Here is a 14,714-nt window from a genome sequence, read left to right on the forward strand (position 1 = left end):
ATGACGAACGAGGGCGTGCCCGACGACGGCCGGCCGTCGGCCGAGGCAGCGGCGCTCCTCGACGCGCTCTCGGGCGCCTACGAGCGAGGTTGGCAACCCGCGGACCTGCTGCACCTGACCCGCAGGGCAGCCGAGTCGCCGCCCGGACTCGCCGCGGCCGTGCTGCTGTACGAGGCGCGGCTGAGCGGTGCGGCGGATCGGGCGCCAACGGAGTGGTCCGATCAGCTGCACACAGTCGGCGAGGTGTACCCGGACCAGGCTCGCCTGGCCGACCGGACGCCGGTCACCGGTCCACGTGGCGGGCACCTCGCCGGCGCCCTGACGGCCGGACGGTCTGGCTTCCTGGGATACCAGCTGTCCGAGCTGGCCGCGGAGTGGAACCGGCTGTCGGACTGGATGTTCCTCCTGCCCCCGCCGTCGCAGTGGCCGCCCGAAGGCGCGGCGGAACCCGAGGCGGTAGCCGCGGAACCCGCGACCACCGCGGATCCCAAGGTGCTGGGCCGGATCCGGGGGCTGCTCGCCAAGGCGGAGCGCACCGAGTTCGCGGAAGAGGCGGAGGCCTTCACCGCGAAGGCACAGGAACTCATGACGCGGTACGCGATCAGCGCCGCCCTGCTGCGTTCACGCGCCCACGCGGGCGGAACCGTTGTGCACAGCCGCCGGTTCCATTTCGAGAACCCGTACCTGAAGGAGAAGGTGCACCTGCTGACCGCGATCGGCGACGCGAACCGGGTTCGTACCGTCCTGTTCGGCGACCTCGACATCGCCACCGCGGTCGGGACACCGGTCGATCTACAGCAGGTCGACCTGCTGTTCACCTCGCTGCTCGTCCAGTCGGCCCGCGCCCTGCAGTCCGGCGCCGCGGAGGGCCGCAGCGGTGCGCGCACCACGGGGTTCCGGAAGGCCTTCCTCGCCGGGTTCGCCAGCCGGATCGGACAGCGACTGCACGATGCCGACGCCACGGCGACCGAGGCGGCGGCCGCCGAGGAGTCCATCCCGTTGGGCGATCTGCTGCCGGTCCTCGCCACCACCTCCGCGGCGGTCGACGCGGAGTTCACCCGGCTGTTCCCCGGCACCACCAAGGCGAGGGCCCGGTCGGTGGACGCCAGGGGCTGGCATGCCGGGCGGGCCGCGGCGGACAACGCATCGCTGGCCAAGGGTGAGCGCGCCATCAGACGCAAGTAGCGCCGAACCCGCCCCCCACCTGCACCGGGAATACGTGTCGGACCCCCGGTGCAGACTGTCGCCATGAGCGATAATCGAACACACATTCGACAGATGTCCGCAGTCGACGCGCTCGCCCAGGCGTACGAGCGTGGCTGGCAGCCCGCCGATGTCATGCACGTCACCAGACGCGCAATCGACGCCACGGTGACCCCCACCGCGGCGGCGCTGGTCCTGGAAGAATCGCGACGAAGCCGCGCATGGTCGAGGGCTCCCCGGCAATGGCTGGACCAGCTACAGGCGATCGCGGACACGCATCCCGAAGCGCAGGAGATCGCGGCGGTGGACCAGGCGCACACCCGATCGCTCGGGTTCTTGTGGCAGCACCTGGGCCCCTGGACGGCACTGTGCCCACCGCCCTCCGCCTGGCCACGGCAGCGCAACGAAACGACGACTCAGCCCTCTAGCCCGGCAGATCTGAAGGTGTTGAACAAGATTCGCGGACTGCTCGCGAAGGCCGAGAGCACCGAGTTCACAGAAGAGGCAGAGACCCTCACTGCCAAGGCCCAGGAGCTGATGACCCGATATGCGATCAACTCCGCGCTGCTCGAGTCCGGTGAGCCCGGCGTCGGCGTCGGCGTCACCGTGCTCAGCAGGCGGGTCCACCTCGACAACCCTTACGTCAAGCAGAAGGCCCTGCTGCTCACCATGATCGGCCATGCCAATCATGTTCGTACCCTCTACAACTCGCGAATGGCCACCGCCACGATGGTCGGCGCTGCCGTCGATCTCGAACAGGTCGAGATGCTGTTCACCTCGTTGCTCATCCAGGCAACGAGGGCAATGAGCAAAGCGGGCGAGGACGGTTCGCGGTCCACATCGTTCCGCAAGGCCTTCCTGTTCGGTTTCGCCATCCGGATCGGTCAACGACTGACCGAGGCGGACAAGGCCGCGACAGCGCGGGTGGTTGTCGACGCCGAGGTCCGGTTCGGGGACCTGCTACCCCTCCTCGCCGGCCGTGCGGCGGCGGTGAAGGCCGAGGTGGACCGCCTGTTCGGTCCCACGAAGACATGGCAGCATTCCGCGGTCGATCCGCGGGGCGTGCTGGCCGGACGGTCGGCGGCCGACGCGGCGACGCTGTCGGCGGGCGGGCAGGCGATCGCGGGGTGAAGCGGATCAGAGGCGCGTGAGCCCATGCGCCCCTTCCGCGACCATGTCGTCGACCACCGCAATCAGCATGTCCTGCATCGCGCGCGCGGCGTGGGTCGGTTGCACATCGGCCCGGCGGGCCAGGGAAATGGTGCGGCTGAGCTCGGGCGCTTTCAGCCGCGCCGGACGCAGGCCGGGCCGGTGGGCCGCCACCAGCGACGGCACCACGGCCACACCGAGACCGCGCTCGACGAACCGCAGCACCCCCTCCATCTCCGCGCCCTCCACCGCGACCCGCGGCGTCAATCCGGCCCGCTGAAACGCGGCGTCGGTGGCCGCGCGCAGGTCGTACCCACGGTGGAACATCACCAGGGGGGAGCTCGCGAGTTCGTCGAGCGTCAGCGCACCTCGCGCGGTGAGCGGATCGGCGGCGGCCGAGGACACCACGACGAGGTCCTCCCGCAGCAGCGGCGTGACCTCGAGGGCCGCCTCGCCGCGGTCCTCGTTCGAGACGATCAACGCCATGTCGACCAGTCCGCCGGTCAACGCGTCGACCAGCCCGCGCGATCCACTCTCGTTCACGTTCAACGTGATCCCCGGGTACGCCGCGAGATAGCGCTCGAGAAGATCTGCGACGAGGCTGACGCACAGGCTCGGCGGCGCACCCAAGCGCACCCGGCCGCGCCGCAACCCGGTCAGCTCGGCGATTTCGCGGTACGCGAGCTCCTCGTCCGCGAGCATCCTGGTCGCCAACGGCAACAACGCCTCGCCCGCCGCGGTCAGCGCGATGTTTCCCCGCGCGCGGTGAAACAGGCTGGCGCCCAGGCTCTTCTCCAGCGCGAGGATCTGTCTGCTCAGCGACGGTTGGGCCAAGTGCACCTCGCGGGCCGCCTTGGTGAAATGCCCGGTGCGCGCGACGGCGAGGAAACAGGCGAGCTGCGTCAGGGTCATATCTATACGTCTAGTGCATCGAGACGACCCAAACAATGCATTGGAGTAATCATCACCCGCTCCTTACCGTCACAGGCATGACAGATTCGGTTTCTGTGATCGGCGGCGGCCTGGCCGGACTCACCGCTGCGATCGCCTGCGCGGAGGCGGGCGCCCGGGTCACCCTGCACGAGGCACACGGCACGCTCGGCGGCCGAGCCCGCGCCACGGCCGGCCCGTACATCGCCCACGAGGGCGCGCACGTGTTCTACGCGGACGGCCCGCACTGGCAGTGGCTCAAGCGACGCGGATTCGTCGATGGCCTGTGCCTGCCCCCGATCCGCAGCATCGGGCTGCTCGGCTTCCGGTCGCGCGGCAGATTTCGCAGGCGGCCGCCGAGGGGAATGCTGCGCGCCCAGCTCACGCCCTGGGCCACCGCACCCATCGACACGGACTTCCATTCATGGGCCGCACAGCGTTTCGGGCACGACGCCGCGACCGCGATGGCGAACTCCGTCGGCGTCGCCACCTACGACGCGGACACCGGGAGGCTCTCGGCCGCGTTCGTGTGGGATCTGTTTCAACGGATCTACGGGCCGAGGGTGCCCGGCGTGCGCTACGTGGCAGGCGGCTGGCAGGCGGTCACCGACCGGATGGCGGTCCGCGCACGCGACCTCGGGGTCCGGATCGAGCTGGGCTCCCGAGTGGACACGATCCCCGCCACACCGACGATCGTCGCGACCGAACTGTCCTCCGCGCGAACCCTCCTCGGCGACTCGGCGCTGAGCTGGCAGAGCGGACACTGCGTGATGCTCGACCTCGCCGTCCGCGAGGGACGGCGCGACCTGTTCACCGCCGCCGACCTCGATGAGGGCGGCTTCCACGAGTGCTACTCGATGCAGGACCGCTCCGTCGCGCCGCCGAGCGAGTCCCTGTTCCAGATCGACATGCCGGTGCGCGCGGGCGAGTCGGTCGACCAGGCGCGCACCCGTCTACACAGGTTCACCGACCTCACGGTTCCGGGCTGGCGCGACCGCGTCACCTGGCAGCGGACCGCGACGGCGAGGGGCAGGACCGGTGCCATCGACCTGCCCGGCCAGACCTGGCGCGACCGCCCCGCGATCGACCGGGGCTCGGGGGTGTACCTCGTCGGGGACATGGTCGCTGCCCCCGGGATGCGCGGGGAGATCGCGATCAACAGCGCGCTACGCGCGGCCACCTCCGTGGCGGCCGAACTGAAACTGTCGAAGGGGGTGCGCCGATGAGCGCAAGTGTCGTGGTCGTGGGAGCGGGATACGCCGGGGTGATGACGGCGAACCGGCTGAAATCACGGAGCGAGGACACGCAGGTGATCGTCGTCAATCCCCGGCCGGTGTTCGTCGAACGCATCCGGCTTCATCAGCTCGTCACCGGAAGCTCCGACGCCACAATCTCATTCGAGCAGATACTCCACCCTGGGGTGGAGCTGCGCGTGGGGACCGTCGAGCGGATCGACGCGCGGGACGGCTCGATCGTATTGAGCGATGGCGAGCTCCTGGCCTACGACCACCTGATCTACGCGGTCGGCAGCACCGACCGACGCGACCACATCCCGGGGGCTTCCGAACACGCCTTCTCCCTGTCCGAGTTCGAACAGGCCCACCTGCTCCGGCTCCGATTGCGGGCTCTTCCGCGACCGCTCGCCGTCACCGTGATCGGGGGCGGACTGACCGGTATCGAGGCGGCGGCCGAGTTCGCCGAAAACGATCCCGAGATCGCCGTGTCCCTGGTGTCCGACTCCCCTGTGGCGCACGCCCTGCCGCCACGGACGCGACGCAAGATCCTCGATACGCTGACCACGCTCGGCGTCGAGGCGATCGACGGGGACCGGGTGGCCGAAATCGCCGAGGGCAAGGTCACTCTCGCGGACGGGCGGATCCTGCGGAGCGACTGCACGGTGCTCGCGACCGCCTTCGCGGTGCCCGACCTGGCGCGCAGGAGTGGACTCGAGGTCGATGTCGACGGCCGACTGCTGGTCGACGCGACGTTGACCAGCCGGAGCGCCCCGTCGGTCGTAGGAGCCGGTGACGCGGTCGCCGGACCCGCGGACGAACTCGGCCACCTCCGGATGAGCTGCCAGGCGGCCCTCCCGATGGGCGCGCACGCCGCCGACACCGTCCTCGCCCGTCTCGGCGGCGCCGAACCGACGCAGCTCTCGCTCGGATTCGTTGGCCAGTGCATCAGTCTCGGCCGGCGGCGCGGAGCCTTCCAACCGACCCACGCGGACGACTCCCCCGCCTGGCCTGCGATCACCGGCCGCGTGGGAGCACTCGTGAAGGAGCAGGTCTGCCTCACGACGGTGCGCTGGATGACGAAGCAGGCGACTCGCGGGGCGTACCGCTGGCGTCGCGGCCCGCACTGACGGCCCGGTGACGGCTCGATTCGGGTGCGCGGGTGGGGAGCCAGACCTCAGCGTCACCGTGCACAGCAGGCGAGTCCATCTCGACAACCCGTACGCCAAGCAGAAGGCCTTGCCGCTCACCTCGATCGGCCATGCCAATCATGTTCGGACCCTGCATAATTCGCGAATGTCCACCGCCACGAATGGGCGGCGCCCCTGTCAATCTCGAACAGGTCGAGATGCTGTTCACCTCGCCGCTCATCCAGACGACCAGGCCGATGAGCAAGGACGGACAGATGATCGCGGGGTGAGCCGCGGGAATGACCGCAAGGTTCCCGCTTCACGACGGCCCACGCACCCGTCGCGAAAGCGGTTTTCTCCACTACCCCAACCTGATTGGGATGCGCGACTACCCTCCAGCAAGCCCAGCCGCCTCGACCGGCGGCGACACCCGCTGACACCACCACCGTCCATACTTGACCAATCATTCCAATAAAGAGTACCGTCCCAGCCATGGCGAGGACAAAAGCGTTCGACCCCGATGTCGCACTCCAGTCGGCGCTGGAGTTGTTCTGGCGCCACGGCTACGAGGCCACGTCCATGACCGACCTCGTCGAGCACCTCGGCGTCGGCCGAGCAAGCCTCTACGCCACCTTCGGGAACAAGCACGACCTCTACCTGAAGGCGATGGACCGGTATGGAGAAACCCGCGACCCGCGACTGTTCAGCGAACTCTCACAGCCTGGCCCAGCCCTGCCCGCCGTCCGCGCGGTGGTGCGTCGCTTCGCCGACGAGGCCTCCTCCAACCAGCGCCTGAACGGCTGTTTCATCACCAACACGGCAGCCGAACTGGGCCCACACGACACCGACGCTGCCCGTCGGGTCGAGGTGAGCTGGGAGCATATCGAGACCCTGCTCTACTCCGCCCTCGTCCGGGCTCAGACCCAGGGTGAACTGCCCGCCAATCGCGATCCGCGCGGACTGGCCCGCATGCTGCTCGTACTGATGCAAGGCATGCGGGTGGTCGGTAAGGCCTCGAGCGATCCCGTGCGGGTACACACCGCGGCCGAGCAGGCACTGACCCTGCTGGACTGACCGATCATCCGAGCAGAAGCCTGCCCTTCGCATGTCCACATAATGGAACGATCAGTTCAAAAATACCGGGAATCATGACAGCTACGAAGCCGCAAATCGGCACCGGCCCAGGCGCAGGCAAAGGCCACCGCGCCCGCCTTCCCCCTCCTAGGCACCGTCCTGGCCGACCTGATCTTGCTCAGCGCCGGATACTTGCTGACCTTCGCCGGTCTGCGGGGCTGCTGTCCTGGTTCGGCCTGGTTCCCGGCCTGCTGCTCCCGCCTGCGGGCGCCACGCGCCGTCGTGTTCGCGCTCCTGCTCACCCTCGGCAGTGACGCCTCGTCGCTTGCCGCCACCGCAGCGGCGTTCACCCTGGCCGCCCTCCCGCACCTCCGCGCCCACTGCCCGACCACCCAGTAGTCAACCAGCTGTCAACCCAGAGGAGCTCCAACCATGACCGCACGTTTCGCCGGTAAGACCGTCCTCGTGACCGGAGCCGGTTCCGGCCTCGGCCGCGCCATCGCCCTCGCCTTCGCAGGGGAGGGCGCGGCCGTGGTCGCCGCGGGCCGCACCGCCGCACCCCTCGCGGACACCGTCGCGTTGATCTGTGAGCAGGGCGGCACCGCCGCCGCAATCACTGCCGACGTCACCCGATCCGATTCGATGGACGCCCTGGTGCGGGGCAGCGTCGACCGCTTCGGCGGCCTCGACGTCGCCGTCAACAACGCGGGTATCTTCCGCGGCGGACAGCCTGTCGCCGACCTGCCCGAGGAAGACTTTCGGAATCTTCTCGACGTCAACGTCACCGGTGTCCTGCTCGCCATGCAGGCCGAGATCAGGCACATGCGCACGAGCGGAGGCGGCGCGATCGTCAACATCGCCTCCAATCTCGGTGCACACCAACGAATCCCGGGTGTCGCCGGGTACATCGTGTCCAAGGCCGCCGTCTCCGCCCTCACCCGGGCCGCCGCACTCGACCACATCGGGGACGGCATCCGGATCAACGCGGTCAGCCCGGGCGCCTCCGATACCACGATGTCGCTACGACCGGGCGAGACGGAGGCTGAGCGCGAAGTTCGCATCCGGCAGCAGTCTCCACTCGGACGGATGACCGCCACCGGCGAGGTCGCGGCCGCAGCCCTGTACCTCGCGTCGACCGAGGCCGGCTCCGTGGTCGGCGCCGATCTGGTGATCGACGGCGGCGTCTCAGCCTGAGGAGACCCTCGACCGCCGGCTGAGGTTCGCCCCTCCCGCACCATTTCGACCGCGACGAAGGTCTGTCGACCCGCACGATTCGGGTGTGCGGGTGGGGCCGTGTCACGCTTGTCGGGTGCGGATCGAGCGGATTGGTGACGGCGGCGACCCGACCGACGTGTTGCGCGCTCTCGCGAGCCTGGCCGTCGACCGCGGCGCACCCGCTCCCGCGGCGCTGATCGGTGACTGGTTCGGATCCCGGGCGGTACTGGCCCCGACGGTGCACACGCTCCCCGCCGGCCAGGCGAGCACCTTCGACCTCTCGGACCAGGAAACCGTCGGCGACACGGGACCGCGCGCGGACGGCGGCCCGGTGATCGGCGGCGGCTGGATCGGCTATCTCGCCTACCCGGACACCCCGGCAAGCGGGGCCACCGCCGCGCTCCCCGCCGCGGCCGGCGGCTGGACGGACTCGGTGTTGCGGCAGGACGCCGACGGCTGCTGGTGGTACGAAAGCCTAACCGACGACCCCTGCCCGGCGGCGTGGTCGGACGCGGTCACCGCGGCCGCCGCCCCGGCGCAGCCCTGGTGGATCGAGTGGACCGCCCCCGACCGGGAGGCGCACCGTAACGGTGTGCTGCAGTGCCTGGAGGCCATCCGGCAGGGTGAGGTGTACCAGGCCTGCGTGTGCACCCAGTTCCGCGGCCGCGCGGACGGCGATCCGCTGCATTTCTTCGCCGACGCCGTGGCCGCGACCCGTCCCGCCCGCGCCGCCTTCGTGCAGGGCGAGTGGGGTGCGGTGGCATCGCTCTCCCCCGAACTGTTCCTCTCCCGCCACGGGGACTCGCTCCGCTCGAGCCCGATCAAGGGCACGCTGCCGATCGCCGACGATCCGGACCGCCTGCGTGCCTCGATCAAGGACGTCGCGGAGAACGTGATGATCGTCGACCTGGTGCGCAACGACCTCGGCCGGGTCGCGGTGCCCGGATCGGTCACGGTCACCGATCTGCTCGGTGTCTACCCCGCCCCTGGGGTCTGGCATCTGGTCTCCACCGTCGCCGCGACCGCCGCGCCCGGCACCACCACCGCGACCCTATTGGAGGCCTCCTTCCCGCCCGCCTCGGTCACCGGCTGCCCGAAACACCGCGCCCGCCAACTCCTCTCCCAATGGGAGCCGAACCATCGCGGGGTGTACTGCGGCGCAGTCGGGTTCGCGTCCCCGCTCGCAGGCACCGAACTGAACGTGGCGATCCGCACCGTCGAATTCGACCCGGACGGGAACACGGTGCTCGGCGTCGGCGGCGGCATCACCATCGACTCCGACCCGGATGCCGAATGGCAGGAATGCCTCGACAAGGCCTCGAGCATCATGTCGCTCGGATAGTCGTCCTCACGCCTGCGCGCAGGCCTGCTCGCCCGAACCGGACAGCTCGAAGTCCGCCGCGCGGTCCGCCGACAGCGGCGCCGTCGACGAGCAGATTCGGCGGATGATCGACGGCGCGTCCAGCTCCCAGATCCGCAGCACGCCCTCACCGTCCCCGGAGAGGGCGGCGTGACTGCCGGGCAGGAAGGCCACCTGCCATCGACCGGTACCGGCGGTGGTGAGCGGCCCGCCGACATTGCGCATCGACCCCGCGTCGGCGACGTCCCACAGCCGCACCGTGCCGTCGTCGCTGCCGCTGATCACGTGGCGGCCGTCGGGGTCGAACGACACCGAGTACACGGTGCCGGTGTGTCCGCGCAGCGGCGAACCCCTCATGGCGAGAGAACCGTCGGCTGCCCGGTCCCACAGCACGATCGACTGCTCGTCGCCCCCGGTCGCCAGCATCGTCCCGTCCGGGCTGAACGAGATCGAGTTGATCCCGTCCGCCTGACCGCCGTCCGGAACCGCGACCTCGCGCGGGCTCGCCGCGTCCCGCACGTCCCAGGCGTGCATCCCGCCGTCCGCGTCTGCCGCCACCAGGTTGCGCCCGTCCGGGCTGAAGGCCACCGTGCGAACGAGATTGGTCGGACCGGCGAGCGGTTCACCCCACGGCACCGGCCTTTCCGGATCCGCCAGGTTCCACAGCCGGACGCTGACGTCATCCGCACCGATGGCGAGGGTCGACCCGTCCGGACTGAAGGCCAACTCCCAGGTGAATCTCGTCTGCGTCAGGATCGGTCCACCGAGAGCACGCGGGTGGGCCGGGTCGTGCACGTCCCAGAGCTGCACCTGACCGCCGGAGGTCGGTGCGGTCGCCATCGTCCCGCCGTCGGGAGCCAGCGCCACCACATGGGCTCCGCCGAGCGGGCGCGGCAGGGCGAGCGCACTCGCCAGGGACAACCGTCGGTCACCGTCGACCCGCCACAACCGGATCACCGAGTCGTATCCACCGGTCACCACCAACGATCCGTCGCGGCTCGGCGCGGGCTGGGTGAGCCCCGACCCCGAGACGTGAATCGCGGTCGTCGGCAGGGTCCACACCCGCACCGTCGAGTCCTGTCCCCCGGTCACGATGGCGGAACCGTCGGGCACCAGGGCGAGTGCGGGGACTCCCCCGCCGTTGCCGGTCAACGCCGGACGCAGCTCGCGCAGGGTCCGCGAGGCGGGGTCGAGGGACCAGGTCTTCACCGTGCCGTCCCACGATGCGCTCGCAAGCGTCGCGCCGTCCGGCGCGAAGGCGATCGTCCACACCCCACCGGTGTGGGCCTGGATCGGGGCCCCGATCTCGCCGACCGCCCGCACGTCGGTGGTGTCGAACACCCGGAGGAACCCGTCATCGCTGCTGGCGGCGAGGGTCCGCCCGTCGGGCGCGAACGCCACCGAGTGCACCACGTCGCCGAAACCGGTCAGCACCGACGGCAGCGGGACCGGCGCGACTCCCGCGCCCACCCCGGCGATGTCCCACAGCCGGATGCTCCGGTCATCGCTCGCGGTCGCCAGCACCGCCGAGTCCCCGCGGAACGACACCGTCCGGACCGCGCCCTGATGGGCGGGCAGCACCGTTGACCCGAAGTGACCGGAGAACGGATCCGAGGTGTCGAACATCGTCACGGTGCCGTCGTCGTTCGGCACGGCCAGGATCCGGCCGTCCGGGCTGAACCGGAGGTTGTGGACCGCCCGGGTCCCCACCTTGGTCCCCTCGAGCAGCGGACGCGGCGCGGACCTGTCGGTGATGTCCCAGATGAACACGAGGCCATCGCCGCTGCCCGCGGCCAGGATCCTGCCGTCCGGGCTGAAGGACACCGACGCCATGTACTTCTCGGCCCCGCCGAGAGGGGCGCCGATCGGTCGTGGGTCGGTGCGGTCGGTGAGGTCCCACAGTCGAACTGTGCGGTCGTCGCTGGCCGAGGCGATCGTCGAGCCGTCGCGCGAGACCGCCACCCCGTAGACCGGGCCCTGATGGCCGGTCAGGACGCGGCCCACCGGGGTCGATTCGGTCGCGATCAGGCGTGAGTACGCGGCATCGTTGCCCGGCTTCATCTGCCAGGCCTCGATGGCCAGCCGCGCGGAGGTCGTCGGGTCGGAGTCCCGCAGCGAATCCGTCAGCGCGATCAGCTGGCGGAACTGAGCGGCCGAGCGTTCCGATTCGGCGCGCTGCTTCGCCGTCCATGCCATCGACACCGCGACCAACGCGATCACCGTGGACACCACCAGCGCCGCCATCACGGCCCGCTGGATCCAGGTGTCCCGGCGCACGTGCCCGGTCGAGGTGGCGAGGAACTCCGAGGCCGTCGGGGTCAGGGAGGCGGCCACCTTCGTCGCGCCCAGCCCCTCGACGGCGACCCTCGACGCATCGTGCTCGGCGACCATGTCGAGGCGGCCGCGCTGATAGAGCAGGCTGCTGTTGTGGTCCGCCTGTTCCCAGTTCGCGGCGTCCGCCTCGATCTGCTGGCGCAGCGCGGTATATCGGCGATCCTCCTGGATCCACTGTTTCAGCCGCGGCCAGGCATCGATCACCGCGTCGTGGATGAGCTCCACGCTCTCGGTGTCCGCGACCAGGACCCGGGCCGCGATGAACTGGTCCACCACCTGCCTGCCGGTGGCCGTGTCCTCGCCTGCGAAGGCCAGCAACTGCGGCAGCGAACGACGGATCTTCACGTCGGTGCCGGTGTCCGTGACGTACACCAGGTGCACCAGCATCGCTCGGGCCAGCACCTGGCCCCGCTCGTCCAACGCCGCCCAGGTGCGCTCGGCCGTCGCTGCGACCGACCCACGCACGCCGCCGGTGGCGCGGTAGCTCGCCACGGTGAGCACTCCTCCGCGTCTGCGCTCCCACATCGTGTCGAGCAGATGTGAGAGCAGCGGCAGGACGGTGCCCGCGCCTTCGTCCGAGGTGAGCACCCCGAGATCGTGCAGGATGAGGTCGACCAGCCCCGCCTCGAGTTTGAGACCGATCATCCGGGCGGGCTGGGTGATCACCTCCACCATGTCCTCCCGCGTCAGCGGCGCGAGGACCTTGCTGTGACGTTCGAACGCGCGGGCGAGCACCGGCTGGGACAGCGCCTGCTCGTAGAAGTCCGAGCGCATCGTCGCGACGACGACGGGCGCGGCATCGGGCGTCTCCTCGGCACCGACCGTCGTGGCCGCGAGATCGAGGAGGGTGAGGAAGCGGTCGCGCTCCTCGGGATCGTCACATTGGGTGAACAGCTCCTCGATCTGGTCCACGACGATCAACAGCGGGTTCGGCTCCAGCCGGGCGGCGACCGCGCGGACCGCGCGGCGCACGATCTCCGGCCGAGGATCCGAGGCCGCCTCCCGCAGCTCCGGGAGCGCCTCGCCCAGCGACTGCAACGGACGCGGTCCCGGCGTGAGCACGACCGGCCTGCCACCGGCGTCGGATCCCGGGCCCGCCAGTTCCGCGACGAGACCGGCCTGGACCAACGAGGACTTCCCCACTCCCGAGGCACCGGTCACGATCACCAGTCCGTGCCCCTGCGCGGAGGTGACCGTCTCGACCAGACCGGGCAGGCTGGCGCCGCGCCCGAAGAACAGCCGCGCGTCCTCGGCCCGGTACGGCTCGAGCCCCCGATACGGACGAACGCCGGTCACCGGGACGGCCACCACCTGATCGGCCGGCTCGCCACGGCCGCGCGTGGCGTTCGCGTCGCGGGCACTCGTCCACCACGCCAGCCATTGCTTCATCGAGTACAGGCCGGCCACCGGCGGCTGGGTGCCGTGTAGCGCCTGGGCCGCTCGGATGAGGACCACCAGAACCGGGCGGACGGAGTCGAACGTCGCGGGGACCCGCTTGCCCGAACGCCAGTCGCTCAGTCGCTGGACCGAGATCTGCCGGTCCGTGCCGATGGTTCGGCCGACCGCAGACGCCTCGGAGACGACCTTCTTCAGAGCGGGCCCGCCCGCCGTCGCGAACAGCAGGCGTAACTGATCTGCGAAGTGCAGGCGCGCTTGTGCGTCCGGGTCACTCCGCGGGCTCCGCGCCTGTGCGTCCGGGTCGCTCCGCGGGCTCCGCTCCTGTGCATCCGGGTCACTCCGCGGGCTCCGCGCCTGTGCATCCCGGTCCCTCCCTGAGGCACTGTCCACCGCATCAGCCGAATCGCCACCGGACATCGTCGATCACCCCAGTTCCTGCCATGGAAATTCCGCTGCGGAAAAGTTCCTCACCCACTGCGAACTGGGACGATACCCGGGTACCGGGACGCGGGGTTTGGTTGGGTCCCAGCCACCGACAAGAGTTGATCTCGACGCACGGGGGGCCCTGCATCACCGCGCCACACCGGCGGGAACTGTTCAGCCCGAGGGGGGGTTGTTCCCGCCGGTGTGCACGTGGCCGACCACACACGACGGAGTGACCATGAGCAGAATCGCCGCCAAGATCGCGTCCACGGTTCCACCGACTCTCGCCGCAGCACTCATCCTCGCCGCCGCGGTCGGCCTCATCATGTTGATGGGCGCACCGCCGAACTGACGCTTCGGCGATGCCGGACCCACTCAGTCCTGACGGGCCGCCAGCACCGCCTCGTAGACTTCACGCTTGGACACCCCGGCGGTCGCGACCATCGCGCATGCGTCCTTGAGCCGCGCCCCGGACTCCACGAGCCGCTCCACCTCCCCGACCAGATCCTCGGGCTCCGCGGCGACCAGTCGCGCGGCCTCCAGCACGACGGTGATCTCCCCGCGTGCCCCCTCGATCGCCCACTCCGCCAGCTCGGCCAGGGTGCCGCGGCGCACCTCTTCGTAGGTCTTGGTCAGCTCCCGGCACACCGCAGCGCGGCGGTCCCCGCCGAGCACCTCGACCGCGTCGGCGAGGCACGCGGCCAGCCGGTGCGGCGCCTCGAAGAACACGCACGCCCGCTGCTCGGTGCGAAGCGACTCCAACCAGGTTCGGCGCTGACCCTGCTTGCGCGGCGGGAACCCGTCGAAGCAGAAGCGCTCGACCGGCAGTCCGGACAGCGCCAGCGCGGTCGTCACGGCCGACGGGCCCGGCAGGCAGGTCACCGGCAGGTCCTTCTCGACACACGCCGCCACCAACCGGTAGCCGGGGTCGCTGACCGACGGCATCCCCGCGTCGGTCACCAGCAACACCGTCTTGCCCTCGGAGACATCGGCGACCAACGCCGGCAGCCGGGTCGTCTCCACCTGGTCGTAGAAACTGACCACCTTGCCGGTGATCACCACCCCGAGCGCGGACGCCAGATGCTTGGTGCGGCGGGTGTCCTCCGCCGCGACGACGTCCGCGGTGGCGAGGGCCTCCTTGAGGCGTTCGGAGGCGTCACGGACCTCACCCATCGGTGTCGCGGCTAGGACAAGACGACCGTTCATGTCCCACAGCCTACGATCGAGCACGTGACCCAGTTGACCGACGAGCGCGCGACGCCCGCA

At 70.3% G+C, this 14,714-nt stretch carries 11 protein-coding genes; 8 read left to right on the top strand and 3 right to left on the bottom strand.

Annotated features, from left to right (window positions below; all coding sequences use genetic code 11):
- Window positions 1–1,185, top strand: coding sequence for a DUF2786 domain-containing protein (locus tag JOE46_RS12100; RefSeq protein WP_209927336.1), 1,185 nt, complete (start codon window positions 1–3; stop codon window positions 1,183–1,185).
- Window positions 1,186–1,278: 93 nt separating this feature from the next.
- A complete protein-coding gene (locus tag JOE46_RS12105; protein ID WP_245221034.1) occupies window positions 1,279–2,334 on the top strand; it encodes a DUF2786 domain-containing protein in 1,056 nt (351 codons plus the stop codon).
- Window positions 2,335–2,340: 6 nt separating this feature from the next.
- On the opposite strand, the gene JOE46_RS12110 is transcribed toward JOE46_RS12105, so the two are convergent.
- Window positions 2,341–3,264: a LysR substrate-binding domain-containing protein gene (locus JOE46_RS12110; protein WP_097212266.1), complete on the bottom strand. Its 924-nt coding sequence runs from the start codon at window positions 3,262–3,264 to the stop codon at window positions 2,341–2,343.
- 77 nt (window positions 3,265–3,341) lie between these two features.
- Between JOE46_RS12110 and JOE46_RS12115 the strand changes: the two genes are divergently transcribed.
- The 6 genes from JOE46_RS12115 to JOE46_RS12140 all read left to right on the top strand — a co-directional run bounded on the left by JOE46_RS12115 (window position 3,342) and on the right by JOE46_RS12140 (window position 9,275).
- A complete protein-coding gene (locus JOE46_RS12115; protein ID WP_209927339.1) occupies window positions 3,342–4,508 on the top strand; it encodes an FAD-dependent oxidoreductase in 1,167 nt (388 codons plus the stop codon).
- A complete protein-coding gene (locus tag JOE46_RS12120; protein WP_209927341.1) occupies window positions 4,505–5,644 on the top strand; it encodes an NAD(P)/FAD-dependent oxidoreductase in 1,140 nt (379 codons plus the stop codon). Before JOE46_RS12115 ends, JOE46_RS12120 begins: the two co-directional genes overlap by 4 nt.
- A 492-nt stretch (window positions 5,645–6,136) precedes the next feature.
- On the top strand, window positions 6,137–6,718 hold the full coding sequence (locus JOE46_RS12125) for a TetR/AcrR family transcriptional regulator (RefSeq protein WP_209927342.1): 582 nt from the start codon (window positions 6,137–6,139) through the stop codon (window positions 6,716–6,718).
- Window positions 6,719–6,892: 174 nt separating this feature from the next.
- Window positions 6,893–7,117 carry a hypothetical protein gene (locus JOE46_RS12130; RefSeq protein ID WP_209927344.1) on the top strand — a complete coding sequence of 75 codons (225 nt, stop codon included), beginning with the start codon at window positions 6,893–6,895 and terminating at the stop codon, window positions 7,115–7,117.
- 33 nt (window positions 7,118–7,150) lie between these two features.
- The gene (locus tag JOE46_RS12135; protein WP_209927346.1) at window positions 7,151–7,912 is read left to right on the top strand and encodes an SDR family NAD(P)-dependent oxidoreductase; all 762 of its coding nucleotides are present in this window, start codon (window positions 7,151–7,153) and stop codon (window positions 7,910–7,912) included.
- Between the two features lie 115 nt (window positions 7,913–8,027).
- Entirely contained in the window at window positions 8,028–9,275 is a 1,248-nt protein-coding gene (locus tag JOE46_RS12140) for an aminodeoxychorismate synthase component I (protein ID WP_209927348.1), read from the top strand.
- 6 nt (window positions 9,276–9,281) lie between these two features.
- Here JOE46_RS12140 and JOE46_RS12145 read toward each other — a convergent pair whose 3' ends face one another.
- The gene (locus JOE46_RS12145; protein ID WP_307861283.1) at window positions 9,282–13,415 is read right to left on the bottom strand and encodes a WD40 repeat domain-containing protein; all 4,134 of its coding nucleotides are present in this window, start codon (window positions 13,413–13,415) and stop codon (window positions 9,282–9,284) included.
- Between the two features lie 408 nt (window positions 13,416–13,823).
- Window positions 13,824–14,654, bottom strand: coding sequence for a 16S rRNA (cytidine(1402)-2'-O)-methyltransferase (rsmI, locus tag JOE46_RS12150; RefSeq protein WP_097212257.1), 831 nt, complete (start codon window positions 14,652–14,654; stop codon window positions 13,824–13,826).
- Between the last annotated feature and the right edge of the window lie 60 nt (window positions 14,655–14,714).

Source organism: Rhodococcus sp. PvR099, assembly GCF_017833315.1.
Lineage (GTDB): Bacteria > Actinomycetota > Actinomycetes > Mycobacteriales > Mycobacteriaceae > Rhodococcus_G > Rhodococcus_G oryzae.

What these genes read in the sequence shown, in the direction of transcription:
- JOE46_RS12105 (WP_245221034.1), top strand. Translation starts at nt 1,279, where the DNA reads ATGTCCGCAGTCGACGCGCTCGCCCAGGCGTACGAGCGTGGCTGGCAG.
- JOE46_RS12135 (WP_209927346.1), top strand. Translation starts at nt 7,151, where the DNA reads ATGACCGCACGTTTCGCCGGTAAGACCGTCCTCGTGACCGGAGCCGGT.
- JOE46_RS12120 (WP_209927341.1), top strand. Translation starts at nt 4,505, where the DNA reads ATGAGCGCAAGTGTCGTGGTCGTGGGAGCGGGATACGCCGGGGTGATG.
- JOE46_RS12115 (WP_209927339.1), top strand. Translation starts at nt 3,342, where the DNA reads ATGACAGATTCGGTTTCTGTGATCGGCGGCGGCCTGGCCGGACTCACC.
- JOE46_RS12100 (WP_209927336.1), top strand. Translation starts at nt 1, where the DNA reads ATGACGAACGAGGGCGTGCCCGACGACGGCCGGCCGTCGGCCGAGGCA.
- rsmI (WP_097212257.1), bottom strand. Translation starts at nt 14,654, where the DNA reads ATGAACGGTCGTCTTGTCCTAGCCGCGACACCGATGGGTGAGGTCCGT.
- JOE46_RS12125 (WP_209927342.1), top strand. Translation starts at nt 6,137, where the DNA reads ATGGCGAGGACAAAAGCGTTCGACCCCGATGTCGCACTCCAGTCGGCG.
- JOE46_RS12110 (WP_097212266.1), bottom strand. Translation starts at nt 3,264, where the DNA reads ATGACCCTGACGCAGCTCGCCTGTTTCCTCGCCGTCGCGCGCACCGGG.